This window comes from Caballeronia sp. INDeC2 (assembly GCF_023631325.1).
Lineage (GTDB): Bacteria > Pseudomonadota > Gammaproteobacteria > Burkholderiales > Burkholderiaceae > Caballeronia.
The window spans coordinates 244,059-266,985 of the sequence record NZ_JALQDG010000042.1 but is presented as its reverse complement, the minus strand read 5'-3'; the positions used below and the strand labels follow the sequence as shown (position 1 = coordinate 266,985).

The following is a 22,927-nucleotide window of genomic DNA, read 5'->3' as shown; positions in this document are numbered from 1 at the left end:
ATGGAACGAAAGCTCTTGCGAGCTTGCCCATGCAGCCTTTTGCAAGACGCGTCGTGATTGCGTCTTCCCCTCGCCGGCATCGAGTGTCACACTGACGTGCACTGCTGCTTGCGATGCAGTCTCACAAGTTATGCACGCTCTGTACAATATTTTTTGACCACGACCTTGATACGTTGGCGATATGGACATGCGGCTTTTGCGGTACTTCGCGGTGCTCGCCGATGAACTGCATTTCGGCCGCGCGGCCGCGCGCCTGCACATTTCGCAGCCGCCGCTGAGTCAGCAGATCCGCATCCTCGAAGAGGAGATGGGCACAGCGCTGTTCTTGCGCTCGCAACATCGCGTCGAGCTCACCGAGGCAGGGAAAACACTGAAGGAACAGGCGCCGCTGATCTTCGCGCAGTTCGAGCGCGCGATCGATCTCACGCGTTGCGCGGGACGCGGCGAAGTGGGAAGCCTTGAGATCGGCGTCATCAGCTCGGCGATGGTCGAGCCCATTCCACGCGCGCTCGGCGTGTTCGCACGCAAGCATCCTCAAGTGAGATGGACACTGCACGAGATGACGCCCGCCGCGCAGATTCAGGCGTTGAAAGAGCGCCGGCTCGATGTGTGTTTCTTTCGCGTGTCGCACGAAGATCCGGAGATCGTGAGCGAAGTCGTGCTGCGCGAACCCGCCGTGGTCGCGCTCCCGCTGACGCACCCGTTCGCGTCACGCAAGGAGATCGCGCTGCGCGAACTCGAAGCCGAGCGCTTCCTGTCGTTCGGTTTGCTGCAGTCGCAACTCGCGCGGTTTCTGCGCGACTGTTGTGTCGACGCGGGGTTCACGCCGCGCATCGAGCAGGAAGTCGTTGAACTGCACACGCTGCTATGTCTCTTGCGCGAGGGGCTTGGCGTGGCGCTCTTGCCGGCGTCGGCGGAGCAGTTGTCGGGAGGTGGTGTCGCCTTCGTGCCGCTCGCCGCGCCGCGTCCGGAAGTGTCGCTGCATGCGCGTTATCGCGCGGAAACGCCGTCGCCGGTGCTGGCGCGGTTTCTCGATACGGTGCGCGAAGTCGTCAGCGCCGATCGCGCGCGTTGACCGTTTGCGCGACGAGCGCGCGTATCGCATCGACGAGCGGCGCCACGCGTGCCGATTTCTCGCGCGGCCACACGGCGTATAGGTTGTAGTGCGTCGGGATCTCGACCTGCGTGAGTTCGATCAGCCTGCCGTCGCGTTGCGCATCGGCGGCGAGCAGGCCACGCGCGAGCCCGACGCCCACGCCCGCGCTCGCGGCCGCGATCAAGCCCGCTGCGTTGTCGAAGACGGCGACCGCATGCGGTTCCACCTCCGGCAGACCCGCGGCGGCGAGCCACGGTATCCATGAACGTTTCGTGTAGCCGAGCAAAGGCAGCGCGAGCACGTGTTGCGGCGCAAGCGGCACCGCGAGTCCGCGCGCGTTCAGCAATGCGGGCGAACCCATGACCGTCAGACGATCGCCGCATATCAGCGCATTCTCTAAGCCGTCCCATTCGCCATAGCCGTAACGCAGCGCGAGATCCACGCGCTCGAACGCGCTGCGGTCGTGGCGCGGCGCGGACAGCACGGTCAGCGATGTACCCGTCAACGCGCTGAGCAACGCGGGCAGCCGCGCGACGAGCCAGCTTTGCGCGAGTTCGGGATCGACGTCGAGCGTGATCGACTGCTTCACCGCGCGCTCCTTCACCGACGACAACGCACGATCGATTTGCTCGAAGCCGTCGCCGAGTTGATTGGCGAAGAGCGCGCCCGCGTCGGTGAGCACTACGCGCGCGCCTTCGCGCACGAAAAGCGGCTGGCCGACGAACTCTTCGAGCGTGCGGATCTGCTGGCTGATCGCGCTATGCGTGAGCGACAACTGACGCGCCGCGCTCGAAAAGCTGCCGGCGCGCGCGGCCTGCAAAAAGGCCTGCATCGACTGAATCGAAGGATAGCGCTTCAGCATGGGTGTTAGCCGGGCTTACGGATGATCAAAGAAATCGTCGCTGGCGTTCCTCTGCGGCGACTTCCCATAATGGCCGCAAACACGAACGACATTCAGGAGACAGCGCATGATCGAAATCATCGTCAACGACGCGCGGCACTCGCTCGACAATGTACCGGAAGACATGCCTTTGTTGTGGGTGCTGCGCGATTCGATGGGTCTGACAGGCACGAAATTCGGCTGCGGCGGCGGCTTTTGCGGCGCGTGCACGGTGCATCTGGACGGCGAAGCGGTGCGCTCGTGCCTGTTGCCGATCGCGGCCGTGGCGGGCCGGCGCATCACGACGATCGAAGGGCTTTCGAAGGACTGTGATCATCCGTTGCAGCGCGCGTGGATCGCGGAAGACGTGCCGCAATGCGGCTACTGTCAGTCGGGGCAATTGATGCAGGCGGCCGCGTTTCTGAAGGGCAAGACGTCCGTCAGCGACGACGCCATCACAGCCGCGATGTCCGGCAACATCTGCCGCTGCGGAACGTATGCGCGCATTCGCCGGGCGATCAAACGCGCGGCAGCGGAGGCCTGAATGCGAATCGAACATCGCGCGGCGCGCCGCCGTTTCATGCAGCAAGGGTCCGCGTTGCTGGTATCGGGGCTCGCGATCGGCATTCGGCTGCCCGATGCATTCGCGAAGAACGGCGATCCACATCCACGCGACGGAGAATTCGAGCCGAACGCATGGGTGCGCGTGCTGCCTGACGATACGATCAAGCTCGTCGTTCACAAGCACGATTCGGGCACCGGCACGCGCACCGCGCTTGCCGCGATGGTCGCGGAAGAACTGGACGTCGATCCGTTTCGCATCGACGTGATCACGCCCGAGAACCCGTTCTATGCGGATTACATTCATCCTCTGTGGAAGGTGTTTTCGACGGGCGGAAGCACGAGCGTGTCGCTCGAATTCGATCGCTTGCGGCATGCGGGCGCGACCGCTCGCGCGATGCTGATCGCGGCCGCCGCGAAGCAGTGGAACGTGCCGCCGTCCGCATGTTCCACCGACGATGGCTTCGTGATCGACAAGGCGAGCGGCGCGCGTGCGAGCTACGGATCGCTTTCCACCGTCGCCGCGACCTTGCCCGTGCCGAAAGACGTTCCGCTGAAGGATCCGTTGCAGTTCAAATATATCGGCAAGCTGCGCAAGAAGCGCGATGCTGCGCAGAAGGTGTGCGGCGCGTTCGCATACAGCATCGACGTGCGCTTGCCCGGCATGCTGGTCGCGGTCGTCACGCGCGCGCCCGTGATCGATGCGCGCGTGCGCAGCGTCGACGCCAAAGCGGCGCTCGCCGTGCCCGGTGTGCGTCAGGTGTTGCAGATACCAGGCCGCCCCGATGTGCTCGGCGGCAATCAGGCGGGCGTGGCCGTGCTCGCCGACGATTACTGGTCCGCGCACAAGGGGCGGGCGGCGTTGCGCGTCGAATGGGAAGACAGTCCGTTCGAAAGCCTCGACAGCCGCGATCTGCCCGCGCGTCAGGCCGCATGGCTCGACGATCCCGCCGCGCGCGTCGTGCCGACCGTGAGGAACGGCGACGCCGAATCCATCTTGAAGCGCGGCTCGCGCGTGATCGAGGCGTCGTACTCGATGCCTTACAAGGCGCAGAATCCGCTCGAACCCATCAACGTGACGGCCTGGGCGAAGGACGGCGGCATTGCATATTGGGGCGGCCTGCAGGTGCCGTCGACGGCACAGGAGGCGGCGGAAGTGATCGGCCGCATTCCGGCGAATCGCGTCGTGCTGCATGAGCTGGTTTCGGGCGGCAGCTTCGGTGCGCGCGAATCGAAATACTGGCTTTTCGAAGTCACGTGGCTCGCGTTGCAAACCGGCCAGCCGGTCAAGCTGATGAACAGCCGCGAAGACGAAATGCGCGCGCTCTTTTATCACTCGGCGAGCCATCATCGTGCGAGGGCCGTGCTCGATTCGCGAGGCAATCTCTCGGCGTTGCAACTGCGCGCGGTGATGCCCGCATCGCCCGAGCAATGGGAGCCGGGTTATTTCGATCGACCCGATCGCATGGACTACAGCACCACGGAAGCCATCAGCAAGTTCGAGTTCGCCTATGGCGCGCCGCATGCGGACATCGGCTGGGTGCGTCACGAAACGGGCGTGCCGACGGGCTGGTATCGCGCGGTGAGTTATATCCCGAACGTGTTCGCGGTCGAGTCGTTCATGGACGAAGCGGCGCATGCGGGGCGTCGCGATCCGGTCGATTTTCGGATCGCGCATATGAAGGAGGCGCGGCATGCCGCCTTGCTGCGCGAGGCGGCGACGCGAGCCGGCTGGGGCAAGCCGCTGCCGCGCGGCACCGCGCTCGGCGTTGCGACGAACCGTGCATACGGCAGCTATATCGCGGTGATCGCGCGCGTGACGCGCCGTGGCGAAGGCGTCGTGATCGACAAGCTCACATGCGTGGCCGACTGCGGGCTCGCGGTGTCGCCGGGCGGCGTCGAAGAGCAGTTGTACGGCGGATTGATGTGGGGACTGGGACACGCGCTCGCGGATCGCATCGATATCCGCAGCGGTCAGGTCCGGCAAAGCAATTTCGATTCGTATCGCGTGATGCGCATGAACGACATGCCCGACATCGACATCCACATCGTGCAGGGCGATCCGTCCAAGCCTGGCGGTGTGGGCGAGTTGTCGAGTCCATCGGTTGCACCGGCGATCGGCAATGCCGTGTTCAGGCTGACGGGCAAGCGCCTGCGAGAAACGCCATTCGATTTGCGTCAGGTCGTTCGAACCTGAGATGCTTTCAATGACGTAGTTCTTCGGCGCCTTTTCCCGTCCAGCGCTTGAGCGCGCGACGGAAATTCGCGGCATCGCTGAAGCCGAGCAGCATTGCCACGTCCTCGGTACTCATCTTCGTCGTCTTCAGGTATTCGAGCGCGAGCGAGCGTTTGACATCATCCACGATGGCCTGAAACGACGAGCCTTCTTCGTCCAGTCGCCGCCTCAAGGTGCGCGACGTGAGATGCATCGACTTCGCGACGCTCTCCATGTCGGGAAACGATCCGGGTGTGGCCATCAGGCATTGGTACACCTCGCCCGAGACGCCGCTCGATGTCTTCGCCTGTCCGATCAATCGATCGCAAGTCTCTTGCAACATGGCCGTGGTAAGCGGGTGAGCGAGTTGCGGTTTGCGGTCGAGGATCGCGCTGTCGTAGATCAACTCGCATTGCGCCTGACCGAAGAGACATTCGCATCCGAGATAGTCCGGGTAGATATCCGCGTGCGCGGGCGCGGGATACGAGAAGCACGCTTTCACCGGCGGACATACGCCGCCGGCGACGTCCTGAAGATGCGTCACGTGCTGCGTGTATTGCTGCTCGATGATGAACTCGCGCAATTCGCGCGACGGGCTCGACGTGAACGCATCGGGGAAGGTCCAGACCATGCGATCCGGATACTCCGTCCATTCGATTGCGACGGTCGGCGTCGCGAGCCGGTGATACTTCACGCCGAGTTTGAAGTAGTCGCGCAACGATAAACACGACATGAGCGCGTAGCCATACATGCCGTAGGCGGACAGATGCAATTTGCGTCCGACCATGAACGGGGTAGCCGGATCGCAGCCCAGCGACACGGCGTTTCTGCAGACGGTTGCGTACTGCCCGACGGACGTGAGGACGGACGCGTCTTGCAGTTCGCCGACCGTGACGCCCGAGCCGCTCAGGCTATCTTCGGGCGCGATGCCTTGCTCCGCCAGCACCTCGACAAGCGCGGCGATCTTGTAAGGCGCGAACATGCGTTCGTTTAGCGGAGGGCGAATGGTGGCCATGTTTTCTGTTGTCCTCTGAGGACTCGCGAGTGTCCGGAAAAGACCTTTTCTCGAAGATGCTACCTCAATAAGATTTGAGTCACAAGGCGTCACTCCGTGCAAGAAGGGCGCTGAAAGCAAATGGAGACGAGGATTTTCCCGATGAGCGATTCAAGCCGCAAGGTCATCATTTCGTGCGCTGTCACCGGCGCCACTCACGTCCCGACGATGTCGGAGCATCTGCCCATAACGCCCGCGCAAATCCGCGATCAGGCGATCGATGCCGCTCGAGCGGGAGCGGCGATCATCCATCTTCACGCACGCGATCCTAACGACGGCCGTCCTACGCCGAACCCCGATATCTTCCGCGAATTCGTACCCGCTATCGCAGCGGCAACGGATGCGGTCATCAACATCACGACAGGCGGCAGCACGCGCATGACGCTGGAAGAGCGGCTCGCCTATCCGTTGCAGGCGGCGCCCGAGATGTGTTCCCTCAACATGGGGTCGATGAACTTCTCGATCCATCCGCTTGCGAGCAAGGTATCGTCGTGGCGCTATGAATGGGAAAAGGGTTATGTCGAAGGCATGGAAGACATGATCTTCCGCAACACCTTCAAGGACATCAAGCGCATTCTTCTCGAACTCGGCGGTCGAGGCACTCGCTTCGAATTCGAATGTTATGACCTTGGACATCTCTACAATCTCGCGCATTTCGTCGATCAGGGTTTGATCAAGCCGCCGTTCTTCATTCAGTCGGTATTCGGCATTCTCGGTGGAATGGGCGCGGACCCGGAGAACATGACCGTGATGCGCGCAACCGCCGATCGCCTGTTCGGGCGCGAGAACTATCACTTTTCCGTGCTGGGTGCGGGCCGTCACCAGATGCCGCTCGTCACGATGAGCGCGATTCTCGGCGGCAACGTGCGCGTCGGGCTGGAAGACAGCGTGTATATCGCGAAAGGCGTGAAGGCCGAGTCGAACGCGCAGCAAGTGAGCAAGATACGTCGAATTCTCGAAGAACTGTCGTTTGAAATAGCGACGCCGGACGACGCGCGCGCCATGCTGGGATTGAAGGGGCGCGACAAGGTTACACCGTAAGACTTTCGATATTCGTAGACAGGGCGCAGACCCATCCCGGAGACAAAATGAACATCATCGATAACCTCGACAAGCTGCATCGCATCGCGACTCAGAAAGCGATGCGGCGGCTCATTCCACTCATGTGCGCGATCTACTTCATGTCGTTTCTGGATCGCACGAACGTCGCGTTGGCGAAAGCACAATTGGCAATCGACGTGGGCATCAGTGCCGCCGCGTATGGATTGGGTTCGGGCATCTTCTTCATCGGCTATGCGTTGCTCGAAGTGCCCAGCAATCTCGCTGCGCATAGAATCGGGCCGCGTCGATGGATTGCCAGAATCGCGGTGACTTGGGGCATTCTCTCCACCGCGATGATGTTCGTGCAAGGCGAGTGGTCGTTTTATGTTCTGCGGGTGTTGTTGGGTATCGCAGAAGCCGGGCTTTTTCCTGCGCTCATGTATATGGTCACGCTGTGGTTCGCACCGAACGACAAGCCTGTCGTCGTGGGCTGGATCTATATTGCGCCGGCGCTTGCTCTGATGCTCGGCAGTCCGCTCGGCGGTGCGCTGATGCAGATGAACGGCATCGGTGGCCTGCATGGCTGGCAGTGGATGTTCATGATCGAAGGCATTCCCAGCGTGCTGGTCGGCGTTCTGCTTTTCTTCAAGATGCCGGAGCGCCCACGCGACGCTCGCTGGCTGTCTTCTGAAGAAGCTCAGGCGCTGGAATTACGCGCAGCCGCGGACGCGCAAGGGCATCCGGAGCTCACGTCTTCCGACTGGATGGCGGCGTTGAAGCGTCCCACGACCGTGCTGATGGGCCTGATCTATTTCCTCAATCAAGTGGCGTTTGTGGGGCTCTACTTTTTCGCGCCCTCGATGATTCAGCAGATGCATGTCGAGTCGCCGCTTCTCGTCGGGGTGCTTGCCGCGAGCGTCGGGCTTGGCTTCCTGTTGGGCGTGCTTATTCTTCCGCGGATTCATCGGCGTTATGGCAATGACTGCGCGTACCTGGGCATTCTCACGGTAGGACTCATTGCAGGCGCGTGCGCGTTTATCGCCACGTCGAATCCTGCGGCACGCATGGTGCTTCTGGCGGTGACGGCCTTCTTTGCCGGGGGCGTGTTGCCATCGTACTGGGCCATTGCAATGAAGCGCCTTCACGGCATTCAGGCGGCGGCGGGGCTTGCGTTCATCAACACGATCGGATTGATCGGCGGGTTCGTCGGACCTTATCTGTTTGGATTGGCTGAAACCGTGACGGGTCGTAGCGATTCCGGCTTCTACATCATTCTCGTGGCGTCGTTGCTCGGCCTGCTGCTCGTGCCAGTGTTCGCAAGGGCGATTCGCCGCGAGACCGAAGCATCGCACTCGCTTGGAAACGGCAGTGCGGCCGAAATGCATTCTTGAACGAGGACAAGATGAGATTAAAGGGAAAGGTCGCACTGGTTACGGGCGCGGGGCAGGGAATCGGCGCGGCTACCGCTCGCAAGTTCGCGCAGGAAGGTGCGGCGGTTGTCGTGTGCGATGTGAATGAGTCATCGCTCAAGGAAGTGACCGAGGCTTGCCGGAAAGCGGGTGGGGAAACGGCGGGATATTGCATCGACATGACCGACCCGCGCGGCGTCGACGAGTTGGTCGCGAGCGTCATCAAGCGCTTCGGTCGAATCGACGTGCTTGTGAATAATGCAGGCATCACGCGCGACGCACGTCTTCAGAAGATGACCCTCGATCAATTCGATGCGGTGATCGACGTGAATCTGCGAGCTGTCTTTCATGCTAGCCAGGCCGTCGTGGAAGGGATGGTCGCGCGAGGCTCGGGCGTGATTCTGAATGCGAGTTCGGTCGTGGGTATCTATGGGAATTTTGGGCAGACTAACTATGCTGCGTCCAAGTTCGGTGTGATCGGATTCACGAAGACATGGAGCCGGGAACTGGGGCCGAAGGGCGTTCGCGTCAATGCGGTGGCGCCGGGGTTTATCGATACGTCGATTCTGTCGACGATACCCGAAGACGTACTGCGCAAGATGCGTGAACAGGTGCCGCTGGGCCGCCTCGGTGCGCCGGAAGAGGTCGCGAACGTCTACGCGTTTCTTGCCAGCGACGAGGCGAGTTATATCAATGGTGCGGTGATCGAAGTGTCTGGGGGTATGACGCTTTAAAGGCACGCCGCAGTGTGGTTCGCTTCAGGCATTCGTCGCGAAGGGTCAGCTATCGCGATGGCGTCGACATGCCAAGCCAAGCCGGCGACCTTGGCATGTGCATTGCTCATTAACGAGTTCAAGAGAACGGAGACTGGTCATGAGCAGCGATCGTTTGGAAGGACCGGGCAGCACCGATAAGCCGCTCGGCGACGCAGGCAGCGGAGCAAGCGGTGGTGGCTCTCTGGGGAATCAGACAGGACCGGGCGCCGCCACAGGCGGCGATCCCGCCCAGGGAGTGCGTCAGCCGGCTTCCGGAGAGGACGAAGAGCGTCTTGCGCAACACCGGTCGAAACAAGAAGTTTCACCTGAGTCAGGCAACAATACCGAGGCACCCGGCAAAGACGACGCGCTCGAAAAAAAGTGACAACGAACGACATCGACATGACGGGGCTAGCGCGCTGATACAACCCGCATCGCCCTTCCTATGCCCGATGCGCTCGCAGTTCAGCGATCACGACAACGCGTAACAGGGCGCTTCCGGCTGAACCTGGGCGCGCTGCCGCTGCCGCTGCTTCACCGCTTCCGGTCACGACGCTTGAAGTGAAGAGCTTCAATACGCGAAGAAACATGGTGTAACGCAATCGATGCACCCGACAAGCGTGATGCGCACCAAAGGTTTCTTACCGCTCTGGACGGCCGGCGCGGTCTCAACCTCGATGATGTGGCTGGAAATGCTCGCAGCCGCGCTGTTCACCTTTAAGGCTACGAATTCGGCTGTAGCGGTTGCGGTCGTTTCCGCGTGCCGAAGTCTTCCGCTGCTTTTGAGCGGCGCGGTCATGGGCGTCGTCGCGGATGCAATGGATTGCAAGAAAATAGTTTTTTTCGGGTTGTTGCTGGCGAGCGCTTCGTCGGGGACAGTGGGCGTCTTGTCTTTCCTCGGGGTTCTGTCGACATGGCACCTTTGCGCTGCCGCGCTCGTGAGCGGTGTCGTCTATGCCACCGAGATGCCTGCGCGTCGGCGCATGATTGCAGAGACAGCAGGTACGGCGATGGCCTCTCGCGCGGTCGCTATCGACAGCATGACCAACTTCGCGACGCGATGTATCGGGCCTCTGCTTGGAGGCTTGATCTACGGAGCACTCGGCGTCTCGACATCCTATTTCCTCTCCGCAACGGCGTCGCTTTGCGCCGCGGCGTGCATCTTTCGACTTTCGACCGTGCAGGCGCCGTCCGGGCGACTCTCCCTCAACCGGATCCGCAACGACCTCCAGGAAGCGTGGCAATACGCGCTCGACAGTAAAACAATCATGGCGCTCTTGATCGTGACGACAATCACGAACCTGTGCGGTTATAGCTATAACGTTCTACTGACACCTCTCGGAACGGAGACATTCAGCCTGTCAGCCACGATGATCGGCGTGCTTTCTTCGGCGGAGCCTGCAGGATCCTTTGTCGCCGGCGCGATCATCGGAAGCGCTCGTCTACGAGGGAGGTCCTTTGTCTGGTTGATAACCGGGTCGAGTGTGTTTTTCCTGGCTATTGCGGTTGCCGGGTTCGCAAGTTCTTTCCCATGCTCGCTGGTCTCGTTGCTCGTCATTCTCTTCATCGGTGGCTTCGGTAGCGCCGCCTACAACATACATCAGACGACTATCGTGATCGAGTCCGTGCCCGGCATTATGCGCAGTCGCGTCTTCGGTCTGGTCACTGTCGGTATCGGATGTTGGCCGCTCGGAACCCTGTTAGCAGGCCTGCTTGCAACAGTGCTCGGACCGACCGGAGCGCTGATCGCGTTGGGCATTACAGGTATCGCTGGCAACAGCGTTCTGACACTTCGAGCGGTTAAGGAGAGGTCGCTTCGGTAGAAAGGCCGGAGTGTCGCTCGTGCAGCCTTCAGCCGTCGGCCTGATGAAGAGCTAAAAAGAAATACTCACAGAGACACGTCTTCGATCAGACTCGAACGCACCGCGCGAATCCGGCGATCGACGAAATAACCGCCACCTTCCGTATAGCGCAAATACAGCCGCCCGCAGTCTGAACATTCCCACACGCTGCAGCGGTTGTACGGAAAGTAGCGTGGCGCGATAGGCGCATCGGCCGACCAGTAATTCATCTTGCCGGGCAGATATTCGGCAAACGTCGGCTCTGAGTGGTGCTCTGAAACCAGCGTGCCGATCTCGCGGAACTGCGTTTCGTCGAGGGAAAGTGGCTGGGATTGCCAGCCATCTAACGGCGTTTTCGTGCACGTGCAAGCACCGGGAGCCTTGGCTTCGGCGCCTCGTGCGAGTTCGATCAGTGCGGCGGTGTCCAGATAGTCGGGCATGAGCGATGTAGTCGAAGGCGGACGCGCCATGATGCGCGCATCCGCAACGGTTCAGCAAGCCGTCAACCGTTCATCATGCGATCGCGCTGCGGCACGACCCACGATCGATCGAAATGGCCTTCCGCGATCGACTTCAGCGCCGCCGCTTCCTTCGCCGCCTGCTTGCGCGCGCCCTCGATCACCGCTTCGACATCCGCGGGCGCGATCGCAAGCACGCCGTCTTCGTCGCCGACGACGATATCGCCCGGATGTACCACCATCCCGCCCACCGTCACCGGCACGTTGATCTCTCCCGGCCCGTTCTTGTACGGCCCGCGATGCGTCACGCCGCGCGCGTACACCGGAAAGTCGCGCTGGCTCAATTCGCCGACATCGCGGATCGCGCCGTCGATCACGAGGCCCTGCACGCCGAGGCTTTCGGCGAAGCTCGCCATGATGTCGCCCATCAGCGCCTGCGTGAGTTCTCCCGCGCCATCGATGACGAGCACGTCGCCCGGCCGGCAAAAGTCGAATGCGCGATGAATCGCGAGATTGTCGCCGCCGCGCGTGCGCACGGTGACCGCGGTTCCGGCCATCGGCTTCGGCCGATGAAAAGGCCGCAGGCCGGTCGCGCCGCTCGCGCGGGCCATGTTGTCGCTCAAAAGCGATACCGCGAGTTCGCGCAGGGCGGCGAGCGTCGCGGCGCTCGCCTGGGGCGCGGATTCGTATTCGCGCCATCCGGCCGGATTCATGTCGTTGCTCCTTGAGTCGAGTGTTGTCGTGCGAGTTGCGCGGACAGGCGCCCGTAGACCGCGCGCGCGTTGTCCTCGTAGATGCGCTGGCGATCGGCGTCGCTGAGCCATTCGATCGCGTCGATATAACGGCGCGTGTCGTCGAAGTAATGGCCGGTTTCGGGATCGATGCCCTGCACCGCGCCGATCGTCTCCGATGCAAACAGAATGTTCTTCGCAGGAATCACCTTCGCGAGCAGTTCGGCGCCCGGCTGGTGATACACGCAGGTATCGAAGAAAACGTTCTTCAGCAAATACTCGGTGAGCAGCGGCCGCTTCATGTCCTGCGCGAGTCCGCGATAACGTCCCCAGTGATACGGCACCGCGCCGCCGCCGTGCGGAATGATGAACTTGAGCGTCGGGAAATCGGCGAACAGATTGGCCTGCAGCAACTGCATGAATGCGGACGTGTCGCCGTTGATGTAATGCGCGCCGGTCACATGAAAGTTCGGATTGCACGACGACGACACGTGGATCATCGCGGGCACGTCGAGCTCGACCATCGCTTCATAGAGCGGATACCACGAGCGGTCGGTGAGCGGCAGCCCCGACCAGTGACCGCCCGACGGATCCGGATTCAGATTGCAGCCGATGAAACCGAGTTCCTCCACGCAGCGCCGCAACTCGGCGATGCAGTTCTCCGGCGGCACGCCCGGCGCCTGCGGCAACTGGCAGACGCCGATGAAGTTGCGCGGAAAGAGCTCGCACACGCGATGCACGAGGTCGTTGCATTCTGCCGACCATACCGCGTTGGCATCGGCGGTGGCGAGGTGATGGCCCATGCCGGCGGCGCGCGGCGAGAAGATCGTGAGATCGGTGCCGCGCTCGCGCTGGATGCGAAGCTGCCCGCCTTCGATGCTCTCGCGGATTTCATCGTCGGAAATCGCGGGGCGCGGCGGCGGCGCTGCGCCGTCCTTCAGCGCGGCGATCTGCTGCATGCGCCACGATTCGTGCTGGGGCGGCGAGGTGGTGTAGTGGCCGTGACAATCGATGATCATGCGTGACTTCCGTATCGTTGATGGCGGGATTCAGGTGCGCGTGGCGGGGTCCGCGGTGGTGTCCGCGGTGGTGCCCGCGGTGGTGCCCGCATTGGGCAGCGCGTCGGATTCGTCGTCGGCGGGCTTCACACGCATCACGAGCGCGATGATCGTCGCGATGACGAGAAACGCCGCGATCGTCAGCAACGCGAGCTTGAAGTTTCCCGTCGCGCTGCGCACGAGGCCGATGCTCCACGGCCCGACCAGCCCGCCGAACTGCGCGATGGTATTGATGAGCGCGATCGTCGCCGCGCCCGCCGCGCCCGTCCTGAACGACGAAGCGAGGCTCCAGAACAGCGGATTGCCCGCGTAGATGAAGAGACCGGTCACGCACAGCAGCGCGTAAGCGATGACGGGATTCGGCGCATACGCGCTACCGGCGATCGCGACGGCGCTCATGCCGTAGACGAACGCGAGATGCTTCTTGCGGTCGCCGGTGCGGTCCGAGCTGCGGCTGATGACGAACGTGCCCAGCACGCCCAGGAGCGGCGGCGCGGCCGAAAGAAAGCCGACTTCGATATTGCTCAGATGACCGAGACTCTTGACGATCTGCGGCAGCCATAGAAAGAGGCCGTAGATGCCGACCAGCGCGCAGCCGAACAGACACGCGAGACTCCACACGCGGATGTCGCCCGCCACGCGCAACAGCGGAAAATGCGTCTTGCCGCCTACGGCTTCGCGCTCGGCCGCGAGCGTCGTTTCGAGCCATTGCTTTTCGTTATCGGCGAGCCAGTCGGCGTCGGCGGGCCGCTCCGTCATGATGCGCAGCGTGAGCAGCCCGAGGAGCATCGCCGGAATGCCTTCGAGGATGAACATCCATTGCCATCCTTGCAGGCCCAGTATGCCGTTGGCGTAGGTCATCAGCGCGGTCGAGATCGGGCCGCCGAGCACCGCGGAAAACGATCCGGCGATGATGTAGCCGCCCACCGCGCGCGCCCGGTAGCGCACCGGGAACCACTTCGTCAGGTAGACGGCGACGCCCGGCAGGAAACCCGCTTCCATCACGCCGAGCAGAAAACGCAGGACGTAGAAGCTCTTGTCGTCGAAGACGAACGCAGTGGCGGCCGCCACCGCGCCCCACGTGAGCAGGATGCGCGCGATCCAGCGGCGCGCGCCCACGCGATGCAGCAGCAAATTGCTCGGCACTTCGAGCACCATGTAGCCGACGAAAAAGATGCTGCCCGCGAAGCCGAACACGGCGGGCGAGAAGCCGAGCGCCCGATTCATGTCGAGCGCCGCGAAACCGATGTTGATGCGGTCGAGATAGTTGAAGAACATCATCGCGAAGAGCAGGGGCATGAGCCGCCCGTACACCTTTCGCATGGTCGCCGCTTCGTTGAATGGGGTCATGCCGTCTCCGCGTTTCTTTCGAGGATGCGAGGGCTCTGCGGCCCTGCTTTACAAACGGCCTTCGCCGTCTGTGTGCTCAGGCGGGACACGCGCAAGGGCGGCCCGCTCCAGAGCACTAGAGCCGATGATAAGAAGCGTGACGGCCCGCGTCCAAGACGCGTTCCTTATTCTTCTATAAGGCGATGCTTATAGTGCGGCGTCTTTGAGAGGCGCGGGAAGGCAGCGGAGAAAGGCGCGCAGATGAGCGGAGTCGTCGTCCGAGCGAAAGGTCGCGGCAAGCGTGGACCATAGCGTCGCGCCCGGGCCCTCGAGCGGACGAAACACGACGTCCGCGCGACCGTGCCGCGCAACCGACTCGCCGACGAAGGTCACGCCGAGGCCCGCCGCGACGAGCGCGATCGCCGTCTGGATCTCGTACGCCTGATGCGCGACGAACGGCGTCACGCCTGCATCGCGATACAGCGACTGCACGGTGCGCTTGAACTGCGCATTCTGATGCTTGGGATACAGGATCAGCGGCGTATCTTCGAGTTCGGCGATACGCACTTTCTTCTTTCCCGCCAGCGGATGATCGGGCGCGAGGACCGCCACGATATGCTCGCGCAGCATCGGATAAGACATGCAGCCGTGGATGTCGAGCGGCTGGCGTCCGATCCCGACGTGAATGCGCATGTCGCGCAGTGCATCGGTCTGCTCTTCGGTCAACATCTCGAACAGCTTGAGTTCGACTTCCGGATACGAGTGATGGAACGCCTTCAGCGCGGGCGGCAGGATGCTGTACATCGCTGATCGCGTGAAGCCGATCGACAGCCACCCGCGCCGCCCGATGCCGATTTCCTGCGCACCGAGACTCGCCTGTTCCCAGGAGCCCAGAATCTGACGCGCTTCGGTGCAGAGATAATGGCCCGCTTCGGTAAGCCGCAGCGGCCGCCTCGCGCGATCGACGAGCTGAGTGCCGAGCCGCTCTTCGAGCAGCCGGATTTGCTGGCTCAGTGCCGGTTGCGCGATATGCAGGCGCTCGGCCGCGCGGCTGAAGTTCAGTTCTTCGGCAAGAATGACGAAGCACTGCAAAGACCTGAAATTCATGTCGACGTTCCTGCGAGAGTGGGGAGTTCGCCCCTTGCGGCTCGGGGACTCATGATGTCATATGCGAGATGGTCTCGGCCGATACCGCTGCGGGCGGCTTTCGTTAGAATGAGCTTTCGATTCGCTCATCCGTCCATACCGGAGGCCAACGTGCCAGGATTACTTCCCCATGTCGACAGCGAGGGCCTCCTCGAATATTCCGTCGTCTACACCGACCGTTCCATCAATCATATGTCGCGACTCTTTCAGGGAGTCATGCACGATATTTCCGCCGCCCTGAAAAAAGTCTACAACGCGAAGTCGGTCGTTATCGTCCCGGGCAGCGGGACTTTCGGCATGGAAGCCGTTGCGCGGCAGTTCGGGACGAACAAGAAATGTCTGGTCATCCGCAATGGATGGTTCAGTTTCCGCTGGTCGCAAATCTTCGACATGGGCGGGATCCCGTCTGAATCGCTGGTGTTGAAGGCACGTCCTTTCGAACAGGGAAGACAGGCCGCCTATGTACCGCCTCCGATCGAAGAAGTGATCGCTGCGATCGAGGAAAACAAGCCGGATCTGGTCTTTGCGCCGCATGTCGAAACCGCATCCGGGATGATGCTGCCCGATGCCTATCTACGCGCCGTGTCCGACGCCGTACATGCCGTCGGCGGCATGTTCGTACTGGATTGCATCGCCTCCGGTGCGGTTTGGGTGGATATGGAGGCCAGTGGTATCGACGTCCTGATCAGCGCACCGCAAAAGGGATGGAGCGCGCCACCGTGCTGCGCACTGGTCATGCTCGGTCCTCTCGCCCGCGAAAGAATCGACTCGACGACCAGCACCAGTTTCGCGTGCGATCTTCGCAAATGGCTGCAGATCATGGAAGCCTACGAGAAGGGCGGTTTCGCGTACCACGCGACGATGCCCACGGACAGCCTCGCGACGCTGCGTGACGTCATGAAGGAAGCCGAGGCATACGGCTTCGACAAGGTGAGAGCGGAGCAGCTCGAACTCGGCGAGCGCATACGGGCACTTCTGACCGGGGCAGGTTTCAAAAGCGTGGCGGCCGAAGGCTTTCAGGCTCCGGGTGTCGTGGTCTGTTACACGGACGACGACGGCATACGATCGGGAAAGAAATTCGCCGACGCCGGCTTGCAAATCGCGCCCGGCGTTCCGCTTCAATGCGACGAGCCTGAAGATTTCAAGACCTTTCGCATCGGGTTATTCGGCCTGGATAAGCTACATGACGTCGAAGGCACGGTCGCCAGGTTCGCCAACGCGCTGGACACTTTTCTTTAGGAGTCTTTCTGTAGGGGCGACTTTCGATCGCATCGGCAGGATGACCTCGGAAGCTGCCGAGCGAGCTACGCGCACGATTGAATTGGCTTTTGCTGCGCCGTAAAGGAATTGCCGTTGCGAGCAAAGAAAGCCGGCCTACTTCGAATATGTCGTGAACACGAAATCCGCGCTAGCTCGCAATTTCGCGTGGCAAGCAAAGCAGCTATTGACGATTTTCAAACGCGGATTAGCCTTGCCGTTCTCGAACTGCCCGCAACGCCATCCGCCCTATTGGCGTAACGCCTGGACTCCTTTACCTCGATCTGAACATTGGTGCCTCCTCCGGCGACGAAAGATTGTTCGCGGCCCGGGGCGCCGTGGCATGCCAATCGGTGACAGGACGCGGCAACGCCCTCGGCCGGACTCACAGCGTGCGCAGACGAGGACGAAGAGCGAGCGCCAGCGGAAAAATGGCCATCGCCGTTGCTGCTGTCGCGATCGTGGCGCCGTGTACGCCGAATCGGTCGCCCAGAAAACCATAGACAACCGGAGCGATGGCCCCCGAAGCAATGGTGCCCGTATAGAAGAGCGCAAACGCCCGCTCGGTGCGCTCGATCGAAGTCAGTTCGGGCACCGTTCCATAAAGCACGGACGATGTGCCGTTGAGCATCACGCCGAGCAGCGGCAACACGATCATGGCGGGCGTCAGCGGCAGGACGATCACCGCAAGAATCAGCGCTGCCGTCGCGCCTTCGGTCGCGAGCACGGTTCCGATCACGCCTGCGCGTGCGCCAATCCACCCGCAAACGAACTTGCCGGCCGCGCCGCCCATGAAGACGAGGGCGAGCGCGGTGCCCATCATGGGTTGCGAAATGCCTTTCGCTCGCAAGAGAAAGGGCAGGAAAGTCAACAAGCCCATGCGCACGGCCGTGTCGAGCACGCCGATTGTGAGCAGCAGGGAGAAGCCCGAGCGCGAGCCGTTGCCGCCTAGTTCCGACGTTTCCTCGATGCGAGATTCGCCCTTCGGCATCGACGGGAGAAAAAGTGCAATCACCGCCGCCAGTAAAACGCCCAGGGCCGATATGGCCCAAAGCGCATGACGCCACGGCATGATGGTGATCAATAGAGAGATCGCTGCCGGAAGTGCGGATTTGCCGAGATCGCCTGAAAAATTGTAGACGCTGAGGGGTCCCCGGGCGTTGCGTCCATACACGCGCGACACTGCACCCGACGCCAGGGGATGTTGCGTGCTGGAGCCACTGCCCGAGATGGCGAGCGCGATGCATAAGCCCACCAGCGTTCCGGACATGCCAGCGATGGCATAGCCCAACGCAGCCATCAACGTGCCGAAGGCGAGCGTCGCGCGCGTGCCCAAGGTGCGGGCAAGACGTCCCGCGGGAAGTTGAAGCGTCGCCATCGTGCCCGCATAGATGCCGCGCAACATGGCCAGTGCGCCGTAACTGAGACCGAAGTCCGCCTGCCACACAGGAAGCAGGGCATAGATCATGTCCGTGTAACCGTCGTGCAGCGCGTGCGCCATGCACGAGACCCACAATACGCGCGTGCGCGAAACGGAGGGCGATCGACCGGGTTCATCGGCTACACCCGTCGAAGAGGAGAAAGAAAAGAGTCTCATGGTTCAACCGCTATCGTCGAAGCGACAGTCCGAAAAATGGTTCACGGGGCCCTCATAGTCTAGGTTCCATCAAGACTTGCCACCACTGACGTAAAATTGACTCAGACGGGAGAAAAAGTCACCTATGGACATTGGCAAGGACGCTGAAAAGCTGCCCCCTCTCAATGCGTTGCGGCACTTCGAGGCGGTCGCGCGCCTGGGAAGTTTCGCGGCGGCGGCGAGTGATCTGCACGTCACGCACTGGGCCGTCGGCAAACAGATTCGCTTGCTGGAAGACTGGTTCGGCGTTGCGCTCTTCGAGCGCCGCTCGCGCGGCGTCGTGCCGACAGACGAAGGCGCGGCCCTGCTCAACGATGTCAGAGGCGCATTCGCGCGTCTAAGCAGTTCAGTCACCCGATTGCGGCAAGAACCCATCACGCGCCGTATCACGGGTGTCGTGCGCGTGAACGCGCTGGCGAGCTTCGCTTTGTGCTGGCTGATACCGCGTCTCGCGGATTTCCAGGCGCGCTATCCAGACATCGATGTGCGACTCTCGACGACCTCACGCAGATTGCGCTACGTCGGCAACGCTTTCGATATCGGCCTGCGCTCGGGCCCCGAGGATGCAGCAGGACTTATATCGACGACGCTGATGCCTGACTTCCGGCTGCCCGCTTGCAGTCCTTTGGTGCTGCTCAGTCACCCGATCAGGACGGTCGCCGATTTGCGGAATCACACGCTCCTTCACTCCACGAGCACGCGCATGGCATGGTCCGACTGGCTTCGCGATGCCGGCGCACCTGGCCTGCAGGGCGCCCGTCATCTCGACTTCGATCACGTCTATCTTCAACTGGGCGCTGCGGTAGAAGGCCTCGGCGTGACGCTGGCGTCGCTGCCGCTCATCGAGCGGGAGATTGCAGCGGGGCGCCTCGTGTGTCCGATATCGGAGCCTGCATGGCGAGGACCCGACTACACCCTGGTCGTCAACACGGAGCGTGCCGACGAGCCCGCGATCATCGCTTTCAAGCGTTGGATTCTCTCAAGGGCAACGCAGGGTCTGGAGGCGCCGGATCAAACCCGACTGCGGCCTTGAGGGCAGGGCACAAACGCCGTACCTGATCAGAAGCATTCGACCGGCATACCTTCAGGCTCGAGCCAATTGGTTGAAGGAACCGCATCGAGCTCCATGACGCATCACTGAATCACATCCGACGGCACGCCCGTTCGATACCACGTCTGCACCGGTTTGCCGATGCCGAAGCCCGGCGTATATCCCTTCGGATTGTCTTCCCAATGACAGGCGAGTGTCCCGTTCGGCCCGACGAAACTGGACACCTTGTTCTTCGGGAAGTCGTAGATCGCACTGCTGGATCCCGCCGAGGCACAATCCCAGCTTCCCGCTTCCAGATCGCTCATCGGTGCCCCGTGCGCAACTGAAAACGCCAGCGTTCGAGATTGTCCGGATGATCCACCGTCGCCTTCTGAATCTCGCCGCGTATCAGGTGACGGATCGTGAGTTGCCCTTGTTGCGTTTCCAGAATCTGTACGCAGCGGACGCGCTCGGCGTGACCCGAGAACCCGAGATCGAAGTAGATGACGCGCCGGCGCGTGTCGCCTGTGACGAGGCTGTCGCCTCCGCCGCCGCCCGAGCCGCCGCGAATGCCATCGACGGAATGTCGCGAATGGCGAGGTTCCACGCGAAGCCGTTGCGCGCGATCCATTGCTTCGCTTGCGCATCGGACTGGAGCGCTTTGAGTTCGGCGGGCGGATGGTTGGTGTCGTCGGTCGCCATCAGGTAGCGCAACGAATGCCATATCCTGAAAGTCTTCGAGTCGGGCTTATGCTCGTACATGTCTCGCGCGTTCTCGCCGACGAAACGCCACGCCTGCGCGGCGGTGTCGTAATCGAACCATTCGATGCGCTCGTTCCATTGCAGCACCGGACATTCGATGTCCTCGCCCGACAGGCGGCCGAGCATGCGCGGCCTCACCTCGACGCGAAAGCTCAGATCGAAGTGATGTCCCGCCGGCTCGGTCGTCAGACGCCCGCCGGCCATGCTGATGCGCTCGTAGGGAATCGACAGGTTGGAGATGGTCATTCTGGCCTTCATCGTTGTTTCACTCGCGAGAATTAACAGTCAATCGGAAACAGTCAGCCGGCGCGAACTATTCCATCGAACGCATGGAATAGTCCGCCGTGGTCGGGTGTTGTGAAAGAGCGGTCCGATCCGCATTCGCCCAACGACTCAAGCACAAGCAGGGAGCATCGCCATGATTGGCCCGACATTCCGAACGCGTCTTTCGATAGCAGCGGGTGTGGTGCTGGCGATGACCGCGTGGTCCGCGCAAGCGGAATCGATCGAGCCGCCCGACGCGCGCGCGAGCTTCAGCGCGAGCGCAGCCGGCGTGCAGATCTACGCCTGCGAATACGACGCAAACCACGTGCTCGGCTGGACGTTCAGGCAACCGCGCGCGACCTTGTTCGACGATCACGGCGTCGCGGTGATCGAGCATTCGGCGGGGCCATCGTGGGAAGCGCGAGACGGCAGCCGCATCGAAGGACGCGTTCTTGTGCAAACCCCTAGCGACGCGCCCGGCAGCGTGCCGCAACTTCTGCTTCGGGCGCGCTCGACTGGCGCACCGGGGCAGCTTTCCCCGGTGCGCTACGTGCAGCGTGTGAAAACGATGGGCGGTGCGAAGCCGTCGGCGCCGTGCACGGTGGAGCACGAATCGGGAAGCTCGCCGTATATCGCCACATACGTGTTCTATCAATAGCGGCCGACAGGTCACGCCGACACCGGCGTGGCTCGCCGAAAAGATAATTAGTAGTGCGACTCTAAATCAAAGCAAGGAATAAAGACGCTCTTCGGATGTTTTGAAAAGCGAGAGATACGTCAATCGTTTGCTTCACGTTCCATTGAAACCGTCATGTCGACTGAACTCACCGCACATCAGGACTGGAATGCATGGCTCGCTCCGCTAGGCGACGACGCGCCGTGCGGCCCCGATCTGGAATACGACGCGCAATTCCGCGAACTTGAGGAAGCGGTTTGCGGACGCCCCGAGGCCGAATACGGCGACACGCTGGTGGCCGCCGTGCCGCCGGACTGGAAAGCGGCGGATGCCATTGGCACGGCGTTGATGGCGCGCACTCGCGACTTGCGCGTGATCGTGCATCTGTCGCGGGCGCGGCTGGCGCTGGAAGGCTTCGAGAGCATCGCGGGCGGACTCGCGTTGAGTGCCGCGTTGCTCGAAGGCGAGTGGGATCACACGCATCCGCAAGTCGATCGCAGCGACGAAGATCCGACCGCGCGCATCAACGCGCTTGCTTCATGGGTCGATCCGCGCGGCATCCTTGCCGATCTCGCGGATGCGCCGCTCGCGGATCGCGGCTCGACGATCACGCTGCGCGAATGGTCGTATGCGAACGGCGACGCAATCGCGCCGCAAGGCCGCACGGTCATGAGCGTCGCGGAAATCGAAGCGGCGCTCGCGGCATCGGCGGGGCAAAGGCATCGCACGAAAGCCGCGCTCGATGCCGCGCTGGCGCACGCAACGTCGATCGAAGAAATCATGAGCGCGCGCGTCGGCGCGCAACGCGCTCCCGACTTCGGCGCACTCAAGAACATGCTGCAAAAGGCATCGTCCCTGCTGCGAGCGCCCGTGAGCGAAGAGACCGCAGCGCAGCCGCAAGCGGTCGAAGCGAACGCATCGCCCGTAGCCGCATCGAGCGACGTCATCGGAAGCCGTGCGGACGTTGCGGTGGCGCTGGAGCGCATCTGCGCGTACTACGCGCGCCACGAGCCCGCGAGCCCCGTGCCGTTGTTGCTCGATCGAGCGCGCAGCCTCATCGACAAGTCGTTCGTCGACTTGATGAAAGACCTCGCGCCGGAAGGACTCGCGCAACTCACTCAGGTGATCGGTGCGTCAGCCGTCGAACCGGCGGCCGAGTGACCGGCGCCGCACCGCATCGCTTTTTCAACCAGGAGAAACGTCAGATGGCCAAGGAGAGCAGTCAGAAATTCATCGCGCGCAATCGTGCGCCGCGTGTGCAGATCGAGTACGACGTCGAAGTCTATGGCTCGGAGAAGAAGGTCAATCTTCCGTTCGTCATGGGCGTGCTGTCCGATCTCTCGGGACAGCCGCAAGAAGATTTGCCGCCCGTCGCGGATCGCAAGTTTCTCGAGATCGATATCGATAACTTCGACGAACGCCTGCGCTCGATGAAGCCGCGCGTCGCGATGCAAGTGGACAACACACTGACCGGCGAGGGCAAGATCGGCGTCGACATGACCTTCGAAAGCATGGACGACTTCGAGCCCGCCGCGATCGCGCGCAAGGTCGGACCGCTCGCGAAGTTGCTGGAAGCGCGCAGTCAGTTGCGCAACCTGCTGACCTACATGGACGGCAAGACCGACGCCGAAAAGCTCGTCGCGCAACTGCTCGACGACCCCGCGCTGCTGAACGCGCTCGCGGCCGCGCCGAAGCCCGAAGGCGTTGCGTCCGACTCTGAATAAAGGA

The 22,927-nt window shown here is 62.1% G+C and carries 23 protein-coding genes; 13 read left to right on the top strand and 10 right to left on the bottom strand.

Annotation, left to right across the window (positions count from 1 at the left end):
- Nucleotides 1-181: 181 nt before the first annotated feature.
- Entirely contained in the window at nt 182-1,075 is an 894-nt protein-coding gene (locus tag NCS28_RS28425) for a LysR substrate-binding domain-containing protein (RefSeq protein ID WP_250517110.1), read from the top strand.
- Here NCS28_RS28425 and NCS28_RS28420 read toward each other — a convergent pair.
- Entirely contained in the window at nt 1,053-1,958 is a 906-nt protein-coding gene (locus tag NCS28_RS28420) for a LysR substrate-binding domain-containing protein (protein ID WP_250517109.1), read from the bottom strand. The two genes, NCS28_RS28425 and NCS28_RS28420, sit on opposite strands and share 23 nt — an antisense overlap.
- A 106-nt stretch (nt 1,959-2,064) precedes the next feature.
- Here NCS28_RS28420 and NCS28_RS28415 point away from each other — a divergent pair, with 106 nt between their 5' ends.
- Together NCS28_RS28415 and NCS28_RS28410 are read left to right on the top strand one after the other, a co-directional pair.
- The gene (locus NCS28_RS28415; RefSeq protein ID WP_250517108.1) at nt 2,065-2,520 is read left to right on the top strand and encodes a (2Fe-2S)-binding protein; all 456 of its coding nucleotides are present in this window, start codon (nt 2,065-2,067) and stop codon (nt 2,518-2,520) included.
- Nucleotides 2,521-4,734 carry a xanthine dehydrogenase family protein molybdopterin-binding subunit gene (locus tag NCS28_RS28410; protein ID WP_250517107.1) on the top strand — a complete coding sequence of 738 codons (2,214 nt, stop codon included), beginning with the start codon at nt 2,521-2,523 and terminating at the stop codon, nt 4,732-4,734.
- Nucleotides 4,735-4,741: 7 nt separating this feature from the next.
- Here the strand turns inward: NCS28_RS28410 and NCS28_RS28405 are convergent, their stop codons facing one another.
- Nucleotides 4,742-5,767, bottom strand: a complete 1,026-nt coding sequence (locus NCS28_RS28405; protein WP_250517106.1) for an AraC family transcriptional regulator — start codon at nt 5,765-5,767, stop codon at nt 4,742-4,744.
- 141 nt (nt 5,768-5,908) lie between these two features.
- On the opposite strand from NCS28_RS28405, the gene kce reads away from it, so the two are divergent.
- The 5 genes from kce to NCS28_RS28380 all read left to right on the top strand — a co-directional run bounded on the left by kce (nt 5,909) and on the right by NCS28_RS28380 (nt 10,834).
- Nucleotides 5,909-6,847 (top strand): 3,5-dioxohexanoate:acetyl-CoA acetone transferase, encoded by a 939-nt coding sequence (gene kce / locus NCS28_RS28400; RefSeq protein ID WP_250517105.1) that lies wholly within the window; start codon nt 5,909-5,911, stop codon nt 6,845-6,847.
- Nucleotides 6,848-6,894: 47 nt separating this feature from the next.
- Nucleotides 6,895-8,238 (top strand): MFS transporter, encoded by a 1,344-nt coding sequence (locus NCS28_RS28395; RefSeq protein ID WP_250517104.1) that lies wholly within the window; start codon nt 6,895-6,897, stop codon nt 8,236-8,238.
- 11 nt (nt 8,239-8,249) lie between these two features.
- Nucleotides 8,250-8,990, top strand: a complete 741-nt coding sequence (gene fabG, locus NCS28_RS28390; protein WP_250517243.1) for a 3-oxoacyl-[acyl-carrier-protein] reductase — start codon at nt 8,250-8,252, stop codon at nt 8,988-8,990.
- 139 nt (nt 8,991-9,129) lie between these two features.
- Entirely contained in the window at nt 9,130-9,396 is a 267-nt protein-coding gene (locus NCS28_RS28385; protein ID WP_250517103.1) for a hypothetical protein, read from the top strand.
- A gap of 238 nt (nt 9,397-9,634) precedes the next feature.
- Nucleotides 9,635-10,834 (top strand): MFS transporter, encoded by a 1,200-nt coding sequence (locus NCS28_RS28380; protein WP_250517102.1) that lies wholly within the window; start codon nt 9,635-9,637, stop codon nt 10,832-10,834.
- Between the two features lie 65 nt (nt 10,835-10,899).
- On the opposite strand, the gene NCS28_RS28375 is transcribed toward NCS28_RS28380, so the two are convergent.
- The 5 genes from NCS28_RS28375 to NCS28_RS28355 form a co-directional block, all read right to left on the bottom strand.
- Nucleotides 10,900-11,292: a hypothetical protein gene (locus NCS28_RS28375; protein ID WP_250517101.1), complete on the bottom strand. Its 393-nt coding sequence runs from the start codon at nt 11,290-11,292 to the stop codon at nt 10,900-10,902.
- A 62-nt stretch (nt 11,293-11,354) separates the two neighbouring features.
- Nucleotides 11,355-12,023, bottom strand: coding sequence for an RraA family protein (locus NCS28_RS28370; protein ID WP_250517100.1), 669 nt, complete (start codon nt 12,021-12,023; stop codon nt 11,355-11,357).
- The gene (locus NCS28_RS28365) at nt 12,020-13,060 is read right to left on the bottom strand and encodes an amidohydrolase family protein (protein ID WP_250517099.1); all 1,041 of its coding nucleotides are present in this window, start codon (nt 13,058-13,060) and stop codon (nt 12,020-12,022) included. The genes NCS28_RS28370 and NCS28_RS28365 overlap by 4 nt, the downstream gene beginning before the upstream one ends.
- Nucleotides 13,061-13,090: 30 nt before the next feature.
- The gene (locus NCS28_RS28360; protein ID WP_250517098.1) at nt 13,091-14,449 is read right to left on the bottom strand and encodes an MFS transporter; all 1,359 of its coding nucleotides are present in this window, start codon (nt 14,447-14,449) and stop codon (nt 13,091-13,093) included.
- Between the two features lie 186 nt (nt 14,450-14,635).
- Nucleotides 14,636-15,535, bottom strand: coding sequence for a LysR family transcriptional regulator (locus tag NCS28_RS28355; protein WP_250517097.1), 900 nt, complete (start codon nt 15,533-15,535; stop codon nt 14,636-14,638).
- A gap of 150 nt (nt 15,536-15,685) precedes the next feature.
- Here NCS28_RS28355 and NCS28_RS28350 point away from each other — a divergent pair, with 150 nt between their 5' ends.
- On the top strand, nt 15,686-16,813 hold the full coding sequence (locus NCS28_RS28350) for a pyridoxal-phosphate-dependent aminotransferase family protein (RefSeq protein ID WP_250517096.1): 1,128 nt from the start codon (nt 15,686-15,688) through the stop codon (nt 16,811-16,813).
- Nucleotides 16,814-17,216: 403 nt separating this feature from the next.
- Here the strand turns inward: NCS28_RS28350 and NCS28_RS28345 are convergent, their stop codons facing one another.
- On the bottom strand, nt 17,217-18,428 hold the full coding sequence (locus NCS28_RS28345) for an MFS transporter (RefSeq protein WP_502801243.1): 1,212 nt from the start codon (nt 18,426-18,428) through the stop codon (nt 17,217-17,219).
- A gap of 124 nt (nt 18,429-18,552) precedes the next feature.
- Here NCS28_RS28345 and NCS28_RS28340 point away from each other — a divergent pair, with 124 nt between their 5' ends.
- Nucleotides 18,553-19,500 carry a LysR substrate-binding domain-containing protein gene (locus NCS28_RS28340; RefSeq protein WP_250517094.1) on the top strand — a complete coding sequence of 316 codons (948 nt, stop codon included), beginning with the start codon at nt 18,553-18,555 and terminating at the stop codon, nt 19,498-19,500.
- 101 nt (nt 19,501-19,601) lie between these two features.
- Here NCS28_RS28340 and NCS28_RS28335 read toward each other — a convergent pair whose 3' ends face one another.
- Both NCS28_RS28335 and NCS28_RS28330 read right to left on the bottom strand, forming a co-directional pair.
- Nucleotides 19,602-19,823 carry a hypothetical protein gene (locus tag NCS28_RS28335; RefSeq protein ID WP_250517093.1) on the bottom strand — a complete coding sequence of 74 codons (222 nt, stop codon included), beginning with the start codon at nt 19,821-19,823 and terminating at the stop codon, nt 19,602-19,604.
- Between the two features lie 82 nt (nt 19,824-19,905).
- Nucleotides 19,906-20,505, bottom strand: coding sequence for a hypothetical protein (locus NCS28_RS28330; RefSeq protein ID WP_250517092.1), 600 nt, complete (start codon nt 20,503-20,505; stop codon nt 19,906-19,908).
- 172 nt (nt 20,506-20,677) lie between these two features.
- On the opposite strand from NCS28_RS28330, the gene NCS28_RS28325 reads away from it, so the two are divergent.
- The 3 genes from NCS28_RS28325 (at nt 20,678) to tssB (ending at nt 22,923) form a co-directional block, all read left to right on the top strand.
- Nucleotides 20,678-21,181, top strand: a complete 504-nt coding sequence (locus NCS28_RS28325) for a DUF3455 domain-containing protein (RefSeq protein WP_250517091.1) — start codon at nt 20,678-20,680, stop codon at nt 21,179-21,181.
- A 153-nt stretch (nt 21,182-21,334) separates the two neighbouring features.
- Nucleotides 21,335-22,360 carry a type VI secretion system protein TssA gene (gene tssA, locus NCS28_RS28320; protein ID WP_250517090.1) on the top strand — a complete coding sequence of 342 codons (1,026 nt, stop codon included), beginning with the start codon at nt 21,335-21,337 and terminating at the stop codon, nt 22,358-22,360.
- A gap of 44 nt (nt 22,361-22,404) precedes the next feature.
- The gene (gene tssB / locus NCS28_RS28315; protein WP_250517089.1) at nt 22,405-22,923 is read left to right on the top strand and encodes a type VI secretion system contractile sheath small subunit; all 519 of its coding nucleotides are present in this window, start codon (nt 22,405-22,407) and stop codon (nt 22,921-22,923) included.
- The last annotated feature ends 4 nt before the right edge of the window (nt 22,924-22,927 follow it).